This is a genomic window from Pseudomonas sp. LSJ-87 (assembly GCF_032971465.1).
Taxonomy (GTDB): domain Bacteria; phylum Pseudomonadota; class Gammaproteobacteria; order Pseudomonadales; family Pseudomonadaceae; genus Aquipseudomonas; species Aquipseudomonas putida_Z.
In genome coordinates, this window is record NZ_JAWJYQ010000043.1 from 17,538 (window position 1) to 36,835 (window position 19,298).

22 protein-coding genes and 1 riboswitch are annotated in these 19,298 nt (G+C 65.2%); of the genes, 2 read left to right on the forward strand and 20 right to left on the reverse strand.

Annotation, left to right across the window (positions count from 1 at the left end; all coding sequences use genetic code 11):
* Positions 1-37: 37 nt before the first annotated feature.
* The 14 genes from RYH74_RS21480 to cobO form a co-directional block, all read right to left on the reverse strand.
* Complete coding sequence (locus RYH74_RS21480; RefSeq protein ID WP_075044023.1) at positions 38-160, reverse strand: hypothetical protein; 123 nt, start codon at positions 158-160, stop codon at positions 38-40.
* Positions 157-1,359 (reverse strand): MFS transporter, encoded by a 1,203-nt coding sequence (locus RYH74_RS21485; protein ID WP_084785067.1) that lies wholly within the window; start codon positions 1,357-1,359, stop codon positions 157-159. The genes RYH74_RS21480 and RYH74_RS21485 overlap by 4 nt, the downstream gene beginning before the upstream one ends.
* A gap of 63 nt (positions 1,360-1,422) precedes the next feature.
* Positions 1,423-1,827, reverse strand: a complete 405-nt coding sequence (locus RYH74_RS21490; protein ID WP_025338032.1) for a MarR family winged helix-turn-helix transcriptional regulator — start codon at positions 1,825-1,827, stop codon at positions 1,423-1,425.
* 213 nt (positions 1,828-2,040) lie between these two features.
* Complete coding sequence (locus RYH74_RS21495) at positions 2,041-3,159, reverse strand: glycoside hydrolase family 5 protein (protein ID WP_317410115.1); 1,119 nt, start codon at positions 3,157-3,159, stop codon at positions 2,041-2,043.
* Positions 3,160-3,498: 339 nt separating this feature from the next.
* A complete protein-coding gene (locus tag RYH74_RS21500) occupies positions 3,499-4,221 on the reverse strand; it encodes an adenosylcobinamide-GDP ribazoletransferase (RefSeq protein ID WP_286101189.1) in 723 nt (240 codons plus the stop codon).
* Position 4,222: 1 nt separating this feature from the next.
* On the reverse strand, positions 4,223-4,789 hold the full coding sequence (locus RYH74_RS21505; protein WP_025338028.1) for a histidine phosphatase family protein: 567 nt from the start codon (positions 4,787-4,789) through the stop codon (positions 4,223-4,225).
* Positions 4,786-5,841 (reverse strand): nicotinate-nucleotide--dimethylbenzimidazole phosphoribosyltransferase, encoded by a 1,056-nt coding sequence (gene cobT / locus RYH74_RS21510; RefSeq protein WP_182328617.1) that lies wholly within the window; start codon positions 5,839-5,841, stop codon positions 4,786-4,788. Before cobT ends, RYH74_RS21505 begins: the two co-directional genes overlap by 4 nt.
* Positions 5,838-6,359 (reverse strand): bifunctional adenosylcobinamide kinase/adenosylcobinamide-phosphate guanylyltransferase, encoded by a 522-nt coding sequence (gene cobU, locus RYH74_RS21515; protein ID WP_317410100.1) that lies wholly within the window; start codon positions 6,357-6,359, stop codon positions 5,838-5,840. The genes cobT and cobU overlap by 4 nt, the downstream gene beginning before the upstream one ends.
* 1 nt (position 6,360) lies before the next feature.
* On the reverse strand, positions 6,361-7,815 hold the full coding sequence (locus RYH74_RS21520; protein ID WP_085721795.1) for a cobyric acid synthase: 1,455 nt from the start codon (positions 7,813-7,815) through the stop codon (positions 6,361-6,363).
* Entirely contained in the window at positions 7,812-8,804 is a 993-nt protein-coding gene (cobD, locus tag RYH74_RS21525; protein WP_317410101.1) for a threonine-phosphate decarboxylase CobD, read from the reverse strand. Before cobD ends, RYH74_RS21520 begins: the two co-directional genes overlap by 4 nt.
* Positions 8,797-9,705 (reverse strand): adenosylcobinamide-phosphate synthase CbiB, encoded by a 909-nt coding sequence (gene cbiB / locus RYH74_RS21530; RefSeq protein ID WP_085593447.1) that lies wholly within the window; start codon positions 9,703-9,705, stop codon positions 8,797-8,799. The genes cobD and cbiB overlap by 8 nt, the downstream gene beginning before the upstream one ends.
* Positions 9,702-10,352 (reverse strand): 5,6-dimethylbenzimidazole synthase, encoded by a 651-nt coding sequence (gene bluB / locus RYH74_RS21535; RefSeq protein WP_025338024.1) that lies wholly within the window; start codon positions 10,350-10,352, stop codon positions 9,702-9,704. Before bluB ends, cbiB begins: the two co-directional genes overlap by 4 nt.
* Positions 10,349-11,644 (reverse strand): cobyrinate a,c-diamide synthase, encoded by a 1,296-nt coding sequence (locus tag RYH74_RS21540; RefSeq protein WP_317410102.1) that lies wholly within the window; start codon positions 11,642-11,644, stop codon positions 10,349-10,351. Before RYH74_RS21540 ends, bluB begins: the two co-directional genes overlap by 4 nt.
* The gene (gene cobO / locus RYH74_RS21545; protein ID WP_075044013.1) at positions 11,641-12,252 is read right to left on the reverse strand and encodes a cob(I)yrinic acid a,c-diamide adenosyltransferase; all 612 of its coding nucleotides are present in this window, start codon (positions 12,250-12,252) and stop codon (positions 11,641-11,643) included. Before cobO ends, RYH74_RS21540 begins: the two co-directional genes overlap by 4 nt.
* 119 nt (positions 12,253-12,371) lie before the next feature.
* Positions 12,372-12,592, reverse strand: a riboswitch (cobalamin riboswitch).
* Between the two features lie 167 nt (positions 12,593-12,759).
* Here cobO and RYH74_RS21550 point away from each other — a divergent pair.
* Positions 12,760-13,338, forward strand: a complete 579-nt coding sequence (locus RYH74_RS21550; protein WP_075044012.1) for a hypothetical protein — start codon at positions 12,760-12,762, stop codon at positions 13,336-13,338.
* 163 nt (positions 13,339-13,501) lie between these two features.
* Here the strand turns inward: RYH74_RS21550 and RYH74_RS21555 are convergent, their stop codons facing one another.
* Positions 13,502-13,723, reverse strand: coding sequence for a DUF3077 domain-containing protein (locus tag RYH74_RS21555; RefSeq protein WP_317410103.1), 222 nt, complete (start codon positions 13,721-13,723; stop codon positions 13,502-13,504).
* Between the two features lie 289 nt (positions 13,724-14,012).
* Complete coding sequence (locus RYH74_RS21560) at positions 14,013-14,267, reverse strand: hypothetical protein (protein ID WP_317410104.1); 255 nt, start codon at positions 14,265-14,267, stop codon at positions 14,013-14,015.
* A gap of 219 nt (positions 14,268-14,486) precedes the next feature.
* Here RYH74_RS21560 and RYH74_RS21565 point away from each other — a divergent pair, with 219 nt between their 5' ends.
* Positions 14,487-15,833 carry a sorbosone dehydrogenase family protein gene (locus RYH74_RS21565; protein WP_317410105.1) on the forward strand — a complete coding sequence of 449 codons (1,347 nt, stop codon included), beginning with the start codon at positions 14,487-14,489 and terminating at the stop codon, positions 15,831-15,833.
* Here the strand turns inward: RYH74_RS21565 and RYH74_RS21570 are convergent.
* The 4 genes from RYH74_RS21570 to RYH74_RS21585 form a co-directional block, all read right to left on the reverse strand.
* Entirely contained in the window at positions 15,799-16,332 is a 534-nt protein-coding gene (locus tag RYH74_RS21570; protein WP_013971371.1) for a C40 family peptidase, read from the reverse strand. The two genes, RYH74_RS21565 and RYH74_RS21570, sit on opposite strands and share 35 nt — an antisense overlap.
* Positions 16,333-16,471: 139 nt before the next feature.
* Entirely contained in the window at positions 16,472-17,125 is a 654-nt protein-coding gene (locus RYH74_RS21575) for a C40 family peptidase (RefSeq protein WP_084785065.1), read from the reverse strand.
* A gap of 125 nt (positions 17,126-17,250) precedes the next feature.
* Positions 17,251-17,958, reverse strand: coding sequence for a DnaA regulatory inactivator Hda (gene hda, locus RYH74_RS21580; protein WP_013971369.1), 708 nt, complete (start codon positions 17,956-17,958; stop codon positions 17,251-17,253).
* Between the two features lie 259 nt (positions 17,959-18,217).
* Complete coding sequence (locus RYH74_RS21585; RefSeq protein ID WP_085665678.1) at positions 18,218-19,291, reverse strand: AI-2E family transporter; 1,074 nt, start codon at positions 19,289-19,291, stop codon at positions 18,218-18,220.
* Between the last annotated feature and the right edge of the window lie 7 nt (positions 19,292-19,298).

Below are 19,298 nucleotides of genomic sequence, written 5' to 3' on the forward strand. Positions count from 1 at the left end.
CTCCCGCAAGACAATCCCTGAACTTGCAGGGTAGCGCCTAACAAACACTCATGCCCAGCTGCATCAGCGCCATCCCGCCCTTGTGCCAGCCCCACCACACCAGCGCCAGCAGCAACAGGGCGGCGACGGCCAGTAGCCCTCGAGCCAGGTAGCGGTTCATGCGGCCTGGGCCTGCAGGCGGGCGACCGGGCGTTCGCGCACGGGCCAGTTGAGGGCGGCAGCCAGCAGACTGAGCAGGATGGAAATCTGCCAGACCAGGTCGTAGCTGCCGGTGCGGTCATACACTACCCCGCCCAACCAGCCGCCCAGGAAGGCGCCCAGCTGGTGGAACAGGAAGACGATACCGCCAAGCATGGACAGGTTGCGCACGCCGAACACAGTGGCCACGGTGCCGTTGGTCAGTGGCACCGTGGACAACCACAGCAGCCCCATGGCGATGCCGAACAGGTAAGCGCTGACTTCAGTCACCGGCGCCCAGAGGAACAGCACGATCACTACCGCACGCAGCAGGTACAACCCGGTCAGCAGGCGCGGCTTGGACATGCGCCCGCCCAGCCAGCCAGCGGTGAAGGTACCGACGATATTGAACAGGCCTACCAGCGCCAGCACCGTTGTGCCGGTGGTCGCAGCCAGGTGCTGGTCGACCAGGTAGGCCGGCAGGTGCACGCCAATGAACACCACCTGGAAACCACAAACGAAAAAGCCCAGCGCCAGCAACCAGAAGCCGGAATGCGAGCACGCCTCGCGCAAGGCCTGGCCCAGGGTCTGTTCGGTACCATGAGTGGGCAGCGGCCGGTCGCGCAGCAGGCCGACGAAGGGCACGATCAGCGCCACCATCAGGCCCAGTACCAGCAACGCTGCGGACCAGCCCAACCATTGGATCAGGCCGAGCGTGCCCGGCAACATGGCGAACTGGCCGAAAGAACCGGCAGCGCTGGCAATGCCCATGGCCATGCTGCGCTTCTCCGCCGGCACGGCACGCCCAACCACGCCGAGGATGACCGAGAACGAGGTGCCGGACAGGCCGATGCCGATCAGCAAGCCGGCACTCAGCGACAACGACCAGGCCGAGTCGGCCATGCCCATCAGCACCAACCCGGCAGCGTAGAGAATACCGCCAATGATCACCACCCGCGCCGCGCCCATGCGGTCGGCCAGGGCGCCGGCGAACGGTTGCGCCAGCCCCCAGATCAGGTTCTGCAAGGCAATGGCGAAGGCGAATACCTCACGCCCCCAGCCGAAGTCCGCGCTCATAGGCGCCAGGAACAGGCCGAAGCCGTGCCGCACACCCAGGGACAGCGCCAGGATCAGCGCTGCCCCCACCAATACCCACCCGCTGGTTCGCCACACCGAAGTCATTGTCGTTATCTCCAGCACATCGCAAGGTTTTACGGGTATATACCCGCTTATAGTCGTATCAATTCAAGCCAGCTGGTTCAGCAAACGCACCAGTTCATCCCGCTGCCCTGCCCCCAGCCGCTCCACCAGTTCGGCCTGTGCCTGTTCCCAGGCCGGATGGGCAGCGCGCAGCAGTTGGGTACCGGCCTCGGTCAGCAGCACCACGCGGTTGCGCTGATCGTCACCATCAGCCAAGGCCACCAGCCCTTCAGCCTCCAGCACCCGCAGGTTGCGGCCCAGGGTACTACGCTCCAGGCCCATGGCCTCCGCCAGGGTGGTGATACTCGGGCGATCGAGCCGCTGCAGATGACGCAACAGGGAAAACTGGGCGACATTGACCCCGAAGCCGGCAAGGGCCTCGTCGTAATGCCGGCTCACCCCACGGGCGGCACGACGCAGATGGGTGCAGATGCATTCACTGGTCAACATGGATACGTGTATATACCCGCGTCATGCGTGTTGCAAGAGATTTCACGATTACCGACGCCCCTCAGCCCTAATGCCTGTCAGATAGCGTTAATGGGGCTGCTACGCAGCCCATCGCCGGCAAGCCAGCTCCCACAGGTACAGCGTTGCTCTCGAGGTTGTCGCTGTACCTGTGGGAGCTGGCTTGCCGGCGATGGGCCGCAAAGCGGCCCCCAATTACTTAACCAGGTTCAAGCGCCGGCGAATCGGCTCGAACTCTGCTGTAGCCTTGCGCGCCAGCGGGTCTGGAACGCCCTGCTCGATTGCCTGCCAATAGCGCCACGGCACCTTGGCCGAGCCCAGTTCGTAGTCCATGCCGTCCCAGTTATCTTCACGGAAGCTGTAGAAGGCCCAGTGCAACTGGTGGCGATCCAGCACGCTGAGCACGTCTTCCAGGTATTGCCGGCAGCCCGGCAGCCTGCGCATGCAGCCGAACTCGCCCACCACCAACCGCGAGCGGGGCACGTTCATGGCCGCGGCCCAGTCCAGCGGCTGGCGCAGATATTGCGCCACACGCTGGCCATCCCACTGCTGCGTTTGCCCCGCGAACGGTGCCGAGCCGGGATAGGCGATGGGTTGCTTGCGCGTCATGTTCGGTGCACTGGTCACCAGATAGGGCTCGTACATGTGCACGCTGTACAGCACCCGCTGGTCTTCCAGAGGTGCCGGCCAGTAACCAAAGGCGTCGGCGGCGGCGAACCAGCCGGCATCGAGCATGACCGGCGTGTCCGCGTCCTCCTCGCGAATGGCCGCTATCAACTGCCGATACAGGGCCGGCAGATCACGCGCACTGCCCTGCTGCCGTGCATACCACTGCTGCATTTGCCCAGGGTCGGCATGCTCGGCCAGGCCACCTTGCTTCTCCGGGGCGGGCTCGTTGACCAGGTTGTAGGCGGCGATGGCCGGGTGACCTTTCAGCTCACGGGCCAGATCCCGCCAGAAGGCCGCAGCCTGCAACCAGTAGCGTTTGTCCTGCCAGAGGCGGTCGTCGAACTGGCCCTGGTTGTTTTGCGACCAGCGCATGCCGGGTAGCGAGAGCGGTGCGATCACCACCTTGAGGCCGGCCTTATGGGCGCGGTCGAGGGTGGCTCGCAGCGTGGCCAGGTCAGCCGCAGCCAGGCCTTGATAGGCATCGGCATCGCCGAGGAGGAAGTCGCGTTCCGCCGGCTGCCATTTGTCGTAGGACAGCCGCACCCAGGTCGCGCCATAACCGCTCAAGGCGTCGAAGTAGGCTTGATCAGGCGGCAGCCGGTTGAAGCTGTTGCCACCGTGGCGGGGGGTGTTCCAGAAAGCCATGAGATCGGCTGCCATGGCAGCAGGCCCCATGGCCAACAAAAACGCAGCGAGAATGACATGACGCATGGTGCCGACACTCCTCGACGTTTGCGGGAGGGGCAAGCATACGCCAGTGAAAAGATGCCGGTTCTTGCTGAGTTTTTTCAGGAATTTACCAACACGTTAGGCTCAGAAACGCCCTACAGAAACATCCTGCTTGCGCGGTCACTAGGAGCGGCCTTGTGTCGCGAAAGGGCTGCAAAGCAGCCCCACGACTTCAGCGTTAGTGCATAAATCGCCGGGGCTGCTTTGCAGCCCTTTCGCGACACAAGGCCGCTCCTACAGGGTCCAGAGCAAGGCTCAGAGGCCCAACGCCAACCCCAGCACCACGGCCAGTTCGAGCAACTCCAGCATTGCACCAGCGGTATCGCCGGTAGTCCCGGCCAAGCGCCGGCACATCAGTTGTCGCAACCAGGCAAACACCGCCAACGCCAGCACCACGACCCACCCGCCCAGGACCAGGCAAAAAAGCACACAGCCCAGCAGCACCCAGCCGGCCGCATGCCGGGGCAGGTGCTCGGCCAGCGCTTGCCCCAAACCACCCTGCCGTACATAAGGCGTACTCAGGAACAATCCGAGCATCGCCGCCCGCCCGATCAACGGTGCCAGTAGCAACTGCACGCCAATGCCCTGCTCGACCAGCACCCACAAGGCGCAGAACTTCAACAACAGCACCAGCACCAGAGTGACCACGGCAATCGGCCCGCTACGCGGGTCTTTCATGATCAGCAGGGTGCGTTCGCGGTCACCGAAACCACCCAGCCAAGCGTCGGCGCTGTCCGCCAGGCCATCCAGGTGCAAGGCGCCACTGAGCAACACCCACAACGTCAGCAGCAGGGCCGCGTGCAACGGCGCCGGTGTACCCTCCATCAAGTGGCTGGCCAGCCACAGCAACAGGCCGAACAGCAACCCGACCAGCGGGTAGCAGAGCAGCGAGCGCCCCACCTCGCGCGGCGCCGGCATGCCCGGCAGACTCACCGGCAGGCTGCTGAGAAACTGCAAGGCAATCCACAACGGCAACATTTCAGCGCCCCTCGACCAACTGGCCGTCATCACCCGGCACCAATCGCATCAACGCAGCGTGGCCGACTTCGACCTGCAGCAACTGCGCCCTCGGCAACCCACGGGCACGGGCCAGCAGCAGCCGCATCACGCCGCCATGGGTGACCAGCAGCACACGCTTGCCAGCATGCTGATGGCTCAGGCGCTCGACAGCCGCCAGCACACGCTCGGCGAACGCCTCGACCGGCTCGCCATTGGGCGGTGTAAACGCGTAAGGGTCCGCCCAGAAGCGCCCCAGCGCGTCCGCCTGGTCTTCCATGATCTGCGCTGCACTACGGCCTTCCCAGTCGCCAAAATGCAGTTCCTGCAACGCCGCTTCGCGCTGTACCGGCAGGTTCAGCCGCTCGCCCAGTTCCTCGGCAAAACGCGCACAGCGCTGCAGCGGCGAACTGACCAACACCTCCCACGGGCCGGCTTCGGCCACGGCGCCACGCATCTGCGCCCAGCCCTTGTCGGTCAAGGCATCATCAAGGCTGCCACGCAGGCCTCCCTGTTCCGTTTCGCCATGGCGCAGCAGGTCAAGGATCATGCCGGGCGGTCCGCCACCGCAGCCTCGGCGAAGGTCGCCATCTGCCCGTGCAGCGCACAGGCCAGGCGTAACAGCGGTACGGCCAGGGCAGCCCCACTGCCCTCGCCCAGGCGCAGGCCCAGGGCCAGCAACGGCTCGGCCTGCAAAGCGTCGAGCAAGGCTTTGTGCCCAGGCTCTGCGCCTTGGTGGGCGAACAGCAACCAGGCCCGGCACTGCGGGTTGAGGCGCACCGCCAGCAGCGCGGCGACACTGCAGATGAAGCCGTCTACCAGCACCGCAATACCCGCCTGCGCACAGCCGATGTAGGCACCGGCCAGGGCCGCGATCTCGAAACCACCGACACAGCCCAGTGCCTGCAATGGATCGTTGGCGCTCAGGCCATGCAGGCTCAGCGCCCGTTCGATGACCTCGGCCTTGTGCCGCACCCCGGCGTGGTCCAGGCCGGTACCCGGGCCACTCAACTCAGCCGGCGGGCAGCCCAGCAAGACGCTGGCCAAGGCAGCGGCAGCCGTGGTGTTGCCAATACCCATCTCGCCACCGATGAACAGCTGCGCGCCCTGTTCGGCGGCGCGCAGGGCACTATCGCGACCAGCCTGCAGGGCGGCCTGCAGCTGGCCCTCGGTCATCGCTGGCTGGCGGGCGAAGTTGGCGGTACCGGCGCCCAGGCGCAGATGGCGCACGCCAGGCAGTTCCAGGTGCGGGTCGATGGTGCCCAGGTCGACCACTTCCAGGCTTGCCTGCAGCTGGCGCGCCAGCACACTGATTGCCGCGCCACCACCGACGAAGTTGCGCAGCATCTGCCCGGTCACCGCTTGCGGGTAGGCCGAGATGCCTTCCTCGACCACGCCGTGGTCACCGGCAAAAATGCTGATTGCGGCGTTATCCAAGGTCGGCCGTTCACACCCCTGCAGGCCGGCCAGCTGAATGGCCAAACCTTCCAGTTGGCCGAGCGAACCGGCAGGTTTGGTCAGCTGCTGCTGACGGGCGCGGGCCTGGTCCATGGCGGCGTTGTCGAGGGGTTGGCAGGCGTCACGCCACCAGGCTTGGGTCATAGTGCAGGTCCTTTGAGCATTAGGGGCAGGCCGGCCACGGTCAGCACCACGCGCTGACAGCGTTCGGCCACGGCCTGGTGCAGCCAGCCGGCCAGGTCGACATAGCGCCGGGTCAGCTCGCCCATGGGCACGACGCCCAGGCCAGTTTCGTTACTGACCAGGATGACCGTGCCCGGCAACTGTTCCAGGCAGGCCAGCAGCGCATCACGCTCCTCGGCCAGGCGCTGGTCGTCTTCGAGCATCAGCAGGTTGGTCAGCCACAGGGTCAGGCAATCCACCAGCAGGCAGCGCCCTTCGGCCGCTTCGGCGCGCAGTACCGCGGCCAGGGCCAGGGGCTCTTCGATCAACCCCCAGTCATCGGGGCGACGCTGGCGGTGCAGCAGCACGCGTTGGTTCATTTCACCATCCAGCGGCTGGCTGGTGGCGATATAGGTCACCGGCAGGCCACTGGCGCTGGCCAGCTGTTCGGCCAAGCGGCTCTTGCCCGAGCGGGCGCCACCGAGGATCAGGTTGAGCATGTCAGGCCACCCCACAGAGCTGGCGCAGGCGCGCGGTGTCCAGGTGCTTTTCCACCAGGTCGGCCAGGCGCTCGATATCGCGTTCGCGCAGGGCCTGGTAATCGACGGCCTGCACATCATCCAGCCCAGCCCAGCGCAGCAGCGCCGCGCACGACTGGCTACCTTCGAACAGGCCGTGCAGGTAGGTGGCAAGTATCTGGCCATCAGCGCTGACAGCACCATCGCAACGGCCATCGGCAAGTTGCACGGCTGGCTGCTCCAGGGCAGGCCCCGTGGTGACGCCAGCATGAATTTCATAACCGGCAACCGGGACTGCCTCCAGGTTCAGCGTGCCGGCAACGTTGCGCAGTTGCTTCTCGGCTTCGAGCACCGTGGCGTAATCGAGCAGGCCAAGCCCCGGGCTGGAGCCGGCGGCACCTTCGAGACCAAGCGGGTCATGCACTTCGCGGCCCAGCATCTGCAGGCCACCGCAGATCCCGATCAGCTTGCCGCCATAGCGCAGGTGCCGGTCGATGGCCTTGTCCCAACCGCGCTCACGCAGTTGCGCCAGGTCGCCGCGCACACTCTTGGAGCCCGGCAGGATGATCAGGTCGGCGGCCGGGATCGGCTGGCCCGCGCCGATGAACTGCAGGTCCACCTGCGGGTGCAGGCGCAGCGGGTCAAAGTCGGTGTGGTTACTGATACGCGGCAGTGCCGGGACGATCACCTTGAGCACGCGCTCGGCCTTTGCCCCCTGGCGTGCGTCGATGCCGTCTTCGGCTTCCAGATGCAGATCGGTGACATACGGCAGCACGCCCAGCACCGGCTTGCCGGTGCGCTGCTCCAGCCAGTCCAGCCCCGGCTGCAGCAAGGCGATGTCGCCGCGGAAGCGGTTTATGACAAAGCCCTTTACCCGCGCCTGCTCACTGGGCGACAGCAGTTCCAGGGTGCCGACCAGATGGGCGAAAACACCACCACGATTGATGTCGGCAACCAGGATCACCGGGCAGTCCACCGCTTCGGCAAAGCCCATGTTGGCAATGTCACCGGCACGCAGGTTGATCTCCGCTGGCGAGCCCGCACCTTCGACCATGACCACCGGCCAGGCAGCACTCAGGCGCTGGTGCGAAGCCAGCACCGCCTGCATGGCGATAGCCTTGTAGTCGTGGTAGGCCACCGCGTTCATGCTAGTGACGGCGCGGCCATGGATGATCACCTGGGCGCCGGTGTCGCTATTGGGCTTGAGCAGCACCGGGTTCATGTCGGTGTGCGGTTGCAGCCGACAGGCCTGGGCCTGCACCGCCTGGGCCCGGCCGATTTCACCGCCGTCGGCGGTCACCGCGCTGTTCAGCGCCATGTTCTGTGGCTTGAACGGCACCACACCGACGCCCTGGCGCAACAGCCAGCGGCAAAGTGCAGTCACCAGCGTGCTCTTGCCGGCGTCGGAGGTGGTGCCTTGCACCATGAGGGTGGTCATGCCGTTTCCTTCTGATAGGCCGCCAGGGCCTGGGCCAGGCGCTGTTCGTCCACCGCATGGGCAGGCAGCCCAAGGCGTACCGCCGACGGCTGCTCGAACAGCCGCACCAGGATGCCGCGGCGGGCAAGAAAGTCATGCAGTTGCGCAGCGTGCTCGCTGCGTACGTACTGGAACAGATCGCAACCGCCGCTGGGCGCCAGGCCGGCGCTGCGCAACAGCATAGCCAGCCGCTGGCTGGCGGCAGCGCAGCGTTCGACCTGCACACGCTGGGCGGCGTGGTCGGCCAGGCTGGCCTGGGCCAGCACCCGGGTCGGGCCATTGACGGTCCACGGCCCAAGCAACTCGGCCAGGCGTAGCAGCAGGCTGCGTTCGGCGGCAACGAACCCCAGGCGCACGCCGGCCAGGCCGAAGAACTTGCCGAACGAGCGCAGCACGATCAGCCCCGGGCGCTCGGCACAATCGACCACGCCATCCGCCGGGGTGTTGTCCATGAACGCTTCGTCGACCAGCAGCCAACCACCGCGGGCGGCCAGGCGCGCATGCCAATCCAGCAGGCGTTCACGCGGCACCCGGCGGCCGGTGGGGTTGTTGGGGTTGACCAGCACCAGTACGTCGAGGCTGTCGAGCGTCGCCTCGACCTGTGCTTCGTCCAGCTCAAGCAACTGGTGCCCCGCCCGTTGCCAGGCGTAGGGGTGCTCGGCATAGCATGGCGTCAACACCCCTACCCGGCCGGCTGCGCGCAACAGCGGCAAGGCCTGGATCGCGGCCTGGGAACCGGCCACCGCCAGCAATTGGCGGGCGCCGTAATACGCACGCGCGGCGTCCTCCAGGCCGTCCTCGGTCTCCGGCAGGCGAGCCCAGGCCTCCACGGGAATCGGTGGAATCGGGAAAGGCCATGGCGCAATGCCGCTGGACAGGTCGAGCCACTGCTCGCGGGCGATGCCGTATTGCCGTACCGCCCGCAGCAGGCGGCCTCCGTGTTCAAGCATTGATATAGGCCCCCAGGCAGATCACCAGCAGCCACAGCCATACGCCGCGCTGCACCAGGCCCCAGCCGCGCTCGATGGCGTCGGCGTCGGCCATTGGCCCGTCACCCAGGCGTGGCCGCTCATGCAGCTCGCCGTGGTACACCGCCGGGCCACCCAGTTCCACACCTAACGCACCAGCACCGGCGGCCATCACCGGCCCGGCATTGGGGCTGTCCCACAGCGGGCCCTGCTTGCGCCAGCAGGCCAGGGCCAGGCGGGTCTTGCCCAGCAGCGCGTAGGTCAACGCCACCAGCCTGGCAGGGATATAGTTGAGCACATCGTCGACGCGCGCCGCGCACCAGCCGAAGCGTTCGAAGCGCTCGTTGCGGTAGCCCCACATCGCGTCCAGGGTGTTGCTCAGGCGGTACAGCACCACGCCCGGCGCGCCGGCGACCACGAACCAGAACAGCGCGGCGAATACCGCATCGCTGCCATTCTCCAGTACCGATTCGGTGGCCGCCCGGGCAACCGCAGGTTCGTCCAGTTCGCGGGTTTCGCGGCTGACCAGGTAGCCCACACGGCGCCGCGCTTCTTGCAGGTCACCCTGGCGCAAGGCACTGGCCACCGGCAACACGTGTTCGCCCAGGCTGCGCAGTCCGACGGCGCAGTACAGCGCCAGCACGTCGACCAGCCAGCCGATATACGGCAGCCAGGAGAGGATCAGTGCCACCAGGGTAAGCGGCACCACGGCCAGGAACCATGCGCTCACCCCGTGGCTGCGCCAGCCGCGCCCACCGGCATTCAGTCGGCGCTCGAGGTTACCGGCCATGTTGCCGAAGGCTACCAGCGGATGGCGCCGCTGCGGTTCGCCCAGCAAGGCATCCAGGGCCACCCCGGCCACGGTCAGCAAGGCCACGCTCATTGGCGCTCTCCCCATTGGTTCTCAAAGAGCATTTCACTCAAGGGCCGTTCCTCGGCCCAGTTTTCCAGCACCAGCATCGGTGCCGGGTAGAACTCGGTTACCGGCCCCAGGCACAGCACCGCGACCGGCTTGGCCCCGGCCGGCATGCCCAGCAGCGCCGCCAGCGCCTGCGGGTCGAACAGCGACACCCAGCCCATGCCCAGGCCTTCGCCACGGGCTGCCAGCCACAGGTTCTGGATGGCGCAGGCCAGCGAGGCCAGGTCCATTTCCGGCAGGGTGCGGCGGCCGAAGATATGCGGCTCGCGGTTGTCCATCAGGGCGGCCACCAGCAACTCGGCGCAGTCATTGATGCCCTCCACCTTCAGTTTCATGAAGGCGTCGGAGCGTTCGCCCAACGCTTCGGCGGTACGCACCCGCTCTGCTTCCACCAAGGCCTGGATACGCGCACGCAGGTCGCGCCGGGTGATTCGGATGAAACGCCAGGGCTGCATCAGCCCGACGCTGGGCGCCTGGTGCGCGGCAGCCAACAGGCGGCCCAGCAGTTCCGGGGCTACCTCGCCACCGGCGAAATGGCGCATGTCACGGCGCTCGCCGATGGCCCGGTAGATCGCGGCGCGCTCGGCGTCGCTGTAGGCGTGTTCGCTCATGGTCGCAACAGCGCCGCCGCCGCATCCGGGTTGGAGGGGAAGTAGAAATGCACGTAGGAAGCCGTCAGCCGACCCAGGCGGTACACCGCTTCGTTGCCACGCCCGCCATTGGGGCTCAGGCCACGTGCGATCGGCTCCAGTGCGGTACTGGTCAGCGAATGGTGATAGGTGTGACCGCGCAGGGTGCCTTCCGGCAGTTCCACCGCCTGCAAGGCCAAGGCAGCCAGGCGCTTCTGCATGGTCGCTTCGCCCGGCAGCAGGCCGAGCAGCTCGGCACGCTCGCCGGCCACGTCGGTCAGGGCATCGAGCAGATACAGCATGCCGCCGCACTCGGCCAGCAACGGTTTGCCCTGGGCGTGATGGGCACGGATCGCCTCGCTCATCGGCGCGTTGGCGGCCAGGGCGTGGTGGTGCAGCTCGGGATAACCACCCGGCAGGTACAGGCTGTCCACTGCCGGCAGTTCGCGGTCATGCAGCGGCGAGAAGAATTCCAGCTGTGCGCCCAGGTTGCGCAGCAGGTCGAGGTTGGCGCCATAGGTGAAGGCAAAGGCCTCGTCCCGCGCCACGCCAATGCGCACACCGGCCAACGAGGCAGTACTGGCTTGCGGCTCGGGTTCGGCAAAGGTCACTGGCGGCGGCAAGGCAGCATCGCAACTGGCGCCAAGCGCCTCGGCAGCGGCATCCAGGCGCGCGTCCAGGTCGTTCAGCTCGCTGGCCTGGACCAGCCCCAGGTGGCGGCTGGGCAGCTCGATACCGCGCTCGCGGGACAAGCCGCCATACCAGCGCAGGCCCTCGGTCAGGCTACCTTCCAGCAGTTGCGCGTGGCGCAGGCTGCCGACCCGGTTGGCCAACACACCGGCAAACGGCAGGTCCGCCTGGTAGCGTGCCAGGCCCAGGGCCAGGGCGCCGAAGGTCTGGGCCATGGCCGTGCCGTCGATCACCGCCAGCACCGGCACGCCGAAGTGGCACGCCAGGTCGGCGCTGGACGGCGTGCCGTCGAACAGCCCCATCACTCCTTCGATCAGGATCAGGTCGGCCTCGCCGGCGGCTTCCCACAGCAGGCGGCGGCTTTCCTCGGCGCCGATCATCCACAGGTCGAGCTGGTACACCGGCGCGCCGCTGGCTCGCTCGAGGATCATCGGGTCGAGAAAGTCGGGCCCGCACTTGAACACCCGCACCTTGCGCCCGAGGTTGCGGTGCAGGCGGGCCAGGGCGGCGGTGACGGTGGTCTTGCCCTGGCCAGAGGCCGGTGCCGCGATCAGCACGGCGGGGCAATGGCGCGGCTGGCTCACAGTTCCACGCCCTTCTGTGCACGGATGCCGGCCTGGAAGGCGTGCTTGAGCATGCCCATCTCGGTCACGGTGTCGGCCAGCTCGATCATCTCGGGTTTCGCGGCACGGCCAGTGACGATCACATGCTGCATCGGTGGGCGGGCCTGGATGTCGGACAGCACCTGGTCAAGGTCGAGGTAGCCGTGCTTGAGGGCGATGTTCAGTTCATCGAGCACCACGAACTGCACGCTAGGGTCTTGCAGCAACTGGCGCGACACGGCCCAGGCCGCTTCGGCGGCGGCAATGTCGCGCTGGCGGTCCTGGGTTTCCCAGGTAAAGCCCTCGCCCATCACGTGGTAGCGCACCTGCTCGGGGAAGCGGCGGAAGAACAGCTCTTCGCCGGTGCTGTTGCGGCCCTTGATGAACTGCACCACACCGCACTGCATGCCATGGCCCAGGGCGCGCGCGAGCATACCGAAGGCCGAGCTGCTCTTGCCTTTGCCATTGCCGGTCAGCACCAGCAGCAGGCCGCATTCGTTGGGGGATTTGGCGATGCGCTCGTCGATGATCGCCTTCTTGCGCTGCATGCGCGCCAGGTGGCGTTCGTCGCGTTCGGTGGATTCGCTCATCAGGGTTCTCCGCTGGCTGGCGCCACGGCAACGCGCGGCGACAGGTAAAAGGCGGGCAGACGGAGAACGCGCAGGGGCCGTGGCCGTACGCCACGGTGCACCGCGCATCACCCTCCGTGATGCCGTTGGCAGTATCAGGCCGGTCTCCGGGCTTGTGAGCGGGCCTTGGCCCAGGCCTGCGCGCCTTCCCGGGTGCTGGCACCCAGTGGCCCTGCGCGGCCGCGACTCACCTACCGTTGCGGGGGCAGCGCCGGAATCGCGCCATGCTGGCACCCACCGGCTTCCCAGTTTCACCCTGCCCAGTCGGGGCTGGCAGGGCACCTGAAACACGCGCGAAGGTTAGAGGGTTGCACCGGGAGCGTCAATCGAAGCGGACCGCTTTGCAGTCGAACAGGCACCGCCCGGGTAATGGCCAATTCACCTGGTTGTGCCACACTGAATACAGTGATATCACATAGCCATCACTTTCAGCTGAACGCGATCACAACGATAACAGGAGAGCGCAGCATGCGAGGCCAGATCATCAACAACCCGCGCCTGGAGTTTCTCGCCCCGGTGCTGGAGCGCTGGGGCGACTGTATCGACCGCTTCAACCAGTTTGCCGGCGATGCCGAAGCCCCTTACTGGCATGGCGCCGCCGCCAATACCGGGCTGCTTGCCGCAGCGGCGTGGCAGGCCGAACTGGCGGCGCTGCAGCAGTTTGCCAGCAAGAAGCAGCGCGACGAAGGTGAACACGAAGGGCGCTGCGACCTGTCGATCAGCAGTGCCGATGAAGCGCTGTACCTCAGTGTCAGCCAGCGCTGGCCAAAAGTTGCCCGGCTGGACATGGCCGACGCCCTGCAGCAGACCGCTGCCCTGGCGCGCCAGGTGGCCTACCCCAGCCAGTTGAAAGCCGGGGCGCTGTTCATCAGCCCGTGGAAGGCTGGCCAGCATGCCAGCCCCGAGGAACTGCAGGACCTGGTCGACGATCTGCAGAAACATACCGCCTGTGCCATCGCCTGGTACTTCCCGTATGCCTATCGCAAATTGCACAACGAGCTGGGGCAGTATTTCCCGGGGGTAGCGTTGTTGCTCAAGCAGGCTTGAAGCAACTTCGGCTCGGGCCGGGGCCGGAACTCGTTTCGCAAGCGCGACGTGGTTTCTGTGGGAGCGGGCGTGCCCGCGAAGAATCCAGCGCGGTGGCTGGCACCGGCTGCGCCGGTGTTCGCGGGCGCGCCCGCTCCCACAGAGCCCCTGCTAAACCTTTCAGTTATATGCGGCTCCATGAGAGCGCGGCCCAGATAAGCTTTGGCTTGTCTTCCATCAGGCCGTCGATGGTCAGGTCCCGTGCATAGCCGATCAATTCCGAGGCTTGTTCGCGGGCGTTCTGGCAGGAGATACCGGGTTCGATGCGGAAAAGGGGGTGGGTCTGGTTTTCACCTTGAAAGAATATGGTTTTGCCGACTGTGCATTTCGTGTCTTCGGTGGTCATTTAAGGCTCCTGTCGTAGTGAAGCGACCACCGACCGCGGCTAAACAGTATGGTGGCAGCTGTACGTGGGTTAGCCGACCGGGACGTCAGGCACCCGGCGCACCCGCAGGTGCCCCACGCACAGCCGCCATAAGGCGCCAATGCCGATTACTCGGTATTGCTCAGCTGCGGTGTATGACGATTTCGGGCGGCTAACCCGGTCATTGAAGGTCAACGACATGCCGAGACTAGAGACCGCATTTGGCGCGCGCAACGGAGAATAGGTGTTAAGAGTATCTTTGGGAAACGGCCTACAAGAAAGGTGTTAAATCTGATTCTTGGTCTCGCCCCCACGCCACCTTTGCAACAGCAGCGCATCTCACTGGCACATTGAGCCACCACCAGACCTGCTTGCTCTTGCTCTTGCTCTTGATCTTGATCTTGATCTTGATCTTGATCTTGATCTTGATCTTGATCTTGATCTTGATCTTGATCTTGATCTTGATCTTGATCTTGGCGACTTCAGGAGGCCGAGCAGAGGTCTTGCGGAGGGAGGTGACGGGCATGGATGCCCGTCACCTCCCTCCGCAGTCCCTTCGCTCGGCCTCCTGAAGTCGCAATCGGCGGCGCCTGAACTATCGCGCGCTTAGAAGCAAAAGCAACGGCAACGGCAACGGCAACGGCAACGGCAACGGCAACGGCAACGGCAGTTGGATGGTTCACGGGAACCCGGCGAACGTCGCCGACCTCTCAGTTCCATAGGCCTTCTTAGGAGGATGCCGCCCATGAAACACCTGATGCCTTGGTTATTGGCCGCCAGCCTGACTGCCTGCGGCGAAACCGCCCTGCTGAATGTACTCGACGGCAGTGGCCCAACGCCCCAGCTGCCTGCTCCAGTCAAGACCACCCTCCCCACTGTGAATATCGCACCGGCAGTGGGCTGGCCCAAGGACGTCAAGCCCGAAGCAGCACCAGGCACTCAGGTGAAAGCGTTCGCCAGCGGGCTCGACCACCCTCGCTGGCTATACCTGCTGCCCAACGGAGACGTGCTGGTAGCTGAAACCAATGCCCCGCCCAAACCCGAAGATGGCAAGGGCCTGCGCGGTTGGGTCATGAAGAAGGTGATGAAGCGGGCAGGTGCAGGCGTGCCCAGCGCCAACCGCATTACCCTGCTACGGGATGCCGACCACGACGGGGTGGCTGAAATCCGCACGACCTTCATCGAAGAGCTCAACTCACCGTTCGGCATGGCCCTGGTCGGCAAGGATCTCTACGTCGCCAACACCGACAGGCTGCTGCGCTTTCACTACGAGCCCGGTGCCATGCAAATTCGCAATGAAGGCCAGCCGGTAGTCGAGTTGCCAGGCGGGACGCTCAACCACCACTGGACCAAGAACGTCATCGCCAGCCCCGATGGCAAGAAGCTTTTCGTGACGGTCGGCTCCAACAGCAACGTAGGCGAAAACGGTATGGACAAGGAACAGGGACGCGCCGCGATCTGGGAGGTGGACCCCGCCAGCGGCCAGCACCGCCTGTTCGCCAATGGCCTGCGCAACCCTAACGGCCTGGCCTGGGAGCCGCACAGCGGCGCGTTGTGGACGGCAGTCAACGAGCGTGACGAGATCGGTAGCGATCTGGTACCGGACTACATCACTTCCGTGAAGGACGGCGGTTTCTATGGTTGGCCCTACAGCTACTACGGCCGCCACGTGGACGAGCGCGTGCAACCGCCAGCGCCTGAAAAAGTAGCCCAGGCGCTGGTGCCCGACTACGCCGTGGGCCCACACACGGCATCGCTGGGGCTGGCATTCGCCGAACCGAATGGGCTACCACCGCCCTTCGAACAAGGGGCATTCGTAGGCCAGCACGGGTCGTGGAACCGCAAGCCACACAGTGGCTACAAAGTGATTTTCGTGCCGTTCGACCCGTCAGGAAAACCCTCGGGCAGGCCAGTGGACCTGCTTACCGGTTTTCTGGATGAGCATGGCAAGGCCCAAGGGCGCCCGGTCGGCGTAATCACCGACGGGCGTGGCGGCGTGCTGGTAGCCGATGATGTCGGCAATGTGGTCTGGCGGGTGAGCAAAGCCCCGCCTGTCCTCAGGGGTTCTGCGCCAGATGCCCTTGCGGAATGACGCGCTTGGCCTGCAGGTAAGCCTTGGCCCAGTAGCTGTTGGACAGGTAGTCCAGGCGCACCGTGCCACCGCTGGAAGGTGCATGCACGAAGCGCCCTTCCCCAACATAAATGCCAGCATGGCTGACCTGCGAGCCGCCACTGGTGGCGAAGAACACCAGGTCACCGGACTGCAGCGACTTGGCATCCACGGTTGGCGCACGCATGACGATCATCTCACGCGTCGAACGCGGCAGGCTTATGCCGGCAGCATCACGGTAGACGTACTTGATCAGGCCACTGCAATCGAAACCGGAGTCCGGCGTGTTGCCGCCCCAGCGATAAGGCGTGCCCACCAGGCCGATAGCACGCATCAGCACGTCATCGGCAATCGGCGAAGGGCTGGGCTGGCTATAGGTTACCTGCGGCTGTACCACAGGAGCCGGCGCAGGCGCACGGCTGGAGCAGGCAGCCAGCAAGGCTGCCAAGGAGAGAAATGCGAAGCGCGCCATCTTTACCATGGCCAGAACATCCTGTCTGAGTCCGCTGGGCCGCAGCCGAAAAGAATTGAGAATTTAGATTAGACGCTTTCTATAAATGCGCACGGCGGCGAGCTTTTTTCAAAGCATCGCCGCCGCAGCAGGATATATCATTTTGCTATCAGTTGCGCGCGATATTGGTGGTCGGCGCCATGGCCAAGGCACGCTTGGCTTCGATGAAGGTCTTGCTCCAGTAGCGGTCACCGAGGCTGTCGATGCGCACGCCACCACTGCGGCGGCTGCTGGAGTGGATGAACTGGTTGTCACCCAGGTAGATGCCGGCATGGCTGACGCGGCCGCGACCATTGGTGCTGAAGAACAGCAGGTCACCTGGCTTGAGCTTGTTGCGGGCCACTTTCGGGGCATCGACGTTGATCATTTCACGCGTGGAACGCGGCAGGGTAACGCCCGCCTCTTCGCGGAACAGGTAGCCGATGAAACCACTGCAGTCGAAGCCGGACTTCTCCGAGGTACCACCGAAGCGGTAGCGGGTGCCGATCAGCGACATGCCGCGCTCGAGAATGCTGTCAGCCAGAGCTGGCAACTGGTAAGGCTTGCTGCTGGAGAAAGCCTCCAGGTCATCTTCGGTGGCCAGCTCTTCCGGCTCGCCGAATACCGACGAGGACGAGGCTTTGGCCTTGAACGCCGATTGTGCGGCGATCGGGGAGTGATCCTGTGGCTGCGGCTCTGAATGAGAAGCTGGGCCTTGGGCCGCGCAGCCAAAAAGCAGGGTCACGAGTGCGAGTGGCACGAGGGGTGCGAAGCGCTTCAGCATGGGCACGACCGTGTCTGTAATCCTTTAGAAGGGTGAAACTATGCCCTCTATCATGGCCATTTGCAAATTTTATCGAAAAAGATGTGACTTTTTTGTTTTGCCGCTCTGGCCCAGCGTTTTCGGGGTTACCAACCCAGGGTTTCCTTGAGGAACGGGATGGTGAGCTTGCGTTGTGCCTGCAACGAGGCCTGGTCGAGACGTTCGAGCAGGTCGAACAACGCACTCATGCTGCGTGCGCCGCGGGTGAGGATGAAGTGACCGACTTCGTCGGTAAGGTGCAGGCCACGGCGCGAAGCACGCAGTTGCAGGGCACGCAGCTTGTCTTCGTCGGACAGGCCACGCATCTGGAACACCAGGGCCAGGGTCAGCCGCGACTTCAGGTCCGGCAGCTTGATCGGCAGTTCGCGCGGCGATGCCGAGGCAGCCAGCAGCAGGCGCCGGCCGCTGTCACGCAGGCGGTTGAACAGATGGAACATGGCCTCTTCCCAGTCAGCCTTGCCGGCGATCACGTGCAGGTCGTCGATGCACACCAGTTCGTACTGGGCCAGGTAGTCGAGCAGCCCTACGCCACGATCGAGCAATTGCGCCAGTGGCAGGTAGACGGCTGGCTCGCCGCGTTGCTGGAAGCGGTGGGTGGCGGCCTGTAGCAGGTGGGTACGGCCAACACCTTGCTTGCCCCACAGGTAGATAAGGCTCTCGGTCCAGCCGGCGTCGGCTTCGCATAGCCGCTCGACGTAGCCCAATGCCGCGGCATTGGCGCCCGGATAGTAGTTGATGAAGGTGGCGTCATCGCGCAGGCGCACACCCAGGGGCAACTGGATCGGTGGTTTCATGCTCGCGGGCGGTCGACAGGACCGCAGGGGGCCTTTGGTGAACAATGTGCAAAGTCTATACCCGCAGCGCGGGGCGCACAATCACGGCAGCGGATAGTACAAGTAAAATCAACGAGTTGCGCTTTTTTTGGCTGTTTTGGGGCTGCATTGCAGCCCTTCGCGGGCTTGCCCGCTCCCACAGGGGGCGCATAAATCATGGGCTCAGCGACACACCTGTGGAGCGGGCAAGCCCGCGAAGGGCCGCAACGCGGCCCCGGGATCACAACTCCGGGTCGATATCCCCGGCATACATGTCCGATTCCTTGTACAGGTCATGTACATGCCGCAGCAGCACCATGATCACCGCCGCCACCGGCAGCGCCAGCAACACCCCGGTAAAGCCGAACAGCTCACCGCCGGCCAGGATCGCGAAGATCACCGCCACCGGATGCAGGCCGATACGGTCGCCGACCAGCAGCGGGGTCAGCACCATGCCTTCCAGCGCCTGCCCGACCATGAACACCGCGACGATACCCAGCATCGGGTACAAATCGCCACCGAACTGGAACAGGCCAGCCACCAAGGCCGCGCCGATGCCGATGATGAAGCCCATGTACGGCACGATGGCAGCCAGCCCGGCGAGCATGCCGATCAGCAGCCCCAGCTCCAGCCCCACCAGCATCAGCCCGGCCGAATAGATGATGCCCAGGGCCACCATCACCATCAATTGCCCGCGCACGAACGCCCCCAGCACTTCATGGCATTCGCCCGCCAGGCCCATCACTTGCGGCTCACGCTGGCGCGGCAACAGGCCACGCAGCTTGGCCATCATCAGGTCCCAGTCGCGTAGCAGATAGAAGCCCACCACCGGGATCAGCACCATGTTGGCCAGCCAGGCCATCAGCGCCAGGCTCGATGCAGTGGCATGGGACAGCAGCACGCCGACGATATCGGTGGTCTGGCCCATGTGCGTGCCGATGGCGGCCTTGATCTTGTCGAACTTCCAGAAGCCGTCAGCCAGGCCCAGGCGGCTCTGCACCCAGGGCAGCGCCACGTGCTCGAGCCAGTCGAGCATCTGCGGCGCCAGTTCGTACAGGCGCACCAGCTGCTTGGCCAGCAGCGGCACCAATACCAGCAGCAAGGCCAGCAACAGCAAGGTAAACAGGCCGAAAACCACCACCACGCCCCAGGTGCGCGACAGCCCCAGGCGCTCCAGGCGGTCGACCAGCGGGTCGGCCAGGTAGGCCAGCAGGATGCCGACCAGGAACGGGGTAAGAATATTGTGCAGGCTGTAAAGCAGCACGGCGACCAGCAGGGCAACGCCCAGCCAGATCCAACGACGTACGTCGGTCACGGTGTGC

What these genes read in the sequence shown, in the direction of transcription:
- hda (WP_013971369.1), bottom strand. Translation starts at nt 17,958, where the DNA reads ATGAAACCACCGATCCAGTTGCCCCTGGGTGTGCGCCTGCGCGATGAC.
- RYH74_RS21480 (WP_075044023.1), bottom strand. Translation starts at nt 160, where the DNA reads ATGAACCGCTACCTGGCTCGAGGGCTACTGGCCGTCGCCGCCCTGTTG.
- cobU (WP_317410100.1), bottom strand. Translation starts at nt 6,359, where the DNA reads ATGCTCAACCTGATCCTCGGTGGCGCCCGCTCGGGCAAGAGCCGCTTG.
- RYH74_RS21560 (WP_317410104.1), bottom strand. Translation starts at nt 14,267, where the DNA reads ATGCCCGTCACCTCCCTCCGCAAGACCTCTGCTCGGCCTCCTGAAGTC.
- RYH74_RS21520 (WP_085721795.1), bottom strand. Translation starts at nt 7,815, where the DNA reads ATGACCACCCTCATGGTGCAAGGCACCACCTCCGACGCCGGCAAGAGC.
- RYH74_RS21550 (WP_075044012.1), top strand. Translation starts at nt 12,760, where the DNA reads ATGCGAGGCCAGATCATCAACAACCCGCGCCTGGAGTTTCTCGCCCCG.
- cobT (WP_182328617.1), bottom strand. Translation starts at nt 5,841, where the DNA reads ATGACCCAAGCCTGGTGGCGTGACGCCTGCCAACCCCTCGACAACGCC.
- RYH74_RS21555 (WP_317410103.1), bottom strand. Translation starts at nt 13,723, where the DNA reads ATGACCACCGAAGACACGAAATGCACAGTCGGCAAAACCATATTCTTT.
- bluB (WP_025338024.1), bottom strand. Translation starts at nt 10,352, where the DNA reads ATGAGCGAACACGCCTACAGCGACGCCGAGCGCGCCGCGATCTACCGG.
- RYH74_RS21565 (WP_317410105.1), top strand. Translation starts at nt 14,487, where the DNA reads ATGAAACACCTGATGCCTTGGTTATTGGCCGCCAGCCTGACTGCCTGC.
- RYH74_RS21495 (WP_317410115.1), bottom strand. Translation starts at nt 3,159, where the DNA reads ATGGCTTTCTGGAACACCCCCCGCCACGGTGGCAACAGCTTCAACCGG.
- RYH74_RS21505 (WP_025338028.1), bottom strand. Translation starts at nt 4,789, where the DNA reads ATGATCCTTGACCTGCTGCGCCATGGCGAAACGGAACAGGGAGGCCTG.
- RYH74_RS21500 (WP_286101189.1), bottom strand. Translation starts at nt 4,221, where the DNA reads ATGTTGCCGTTGTGGATTGCCTTGCAGTTTCTCAGCAGCCTGCCGGTG.
- RYH74_RS21575 (WP_084785065.1), bottom strand. Translation starts at nt 17,125, where the DNA reads ATGCTGAAGCGCTTCGCACCCCTCGTGCCACTCGCACTCGTGACCCTG.
- RYH74_RS21485 (WP_084785067.1), bottom strand. Translation starts at nt 1,359, where the DNA reads ATGACTTCGGTGTGGCGAACCAGCGGGTGGGTATTGGTGGGGGCAGCG.
- RYH74_RS21570 (WP_013971371.1), bottom strand. Translation starts at nt 16,332, where the DNA reads ATGGTAAAGATGGCGCGCTTCGCATTTCTCTCCTTGGCAGCCTTGCTG.
- RYH74_RS21490 (WP_025338032.1), bottom strand. Translation starts at nt 1,827, where the DNA reads ATGTTGACCAGTGAATGCATCTGCACCCATCTGCGTCGTGCCGCCCGT.
- cobO (WP_075044013.1), bottom strand. Translation starts at nt 12,252, where the DNA reads ATGAGCGAATCCACCGAACGCGACGAACGCCACCTGGCGCGCATGCAG.
- cobD (WP_317410101.1), bottom strand. Translation starts at nt 8,804, where the DNA reads ATGCTTGAACACGGAGGCCGCCTGCTGCGGGCGGTACGGCAATACGGC.
- cbiB (WP_085593447.1), bottom strand. Translation starts at nt 9,705, where the DNA reads ATGAGCGTGGCCTTGCTGACCGTGGCCGGGGTGGCCCTGGATGCCTTG.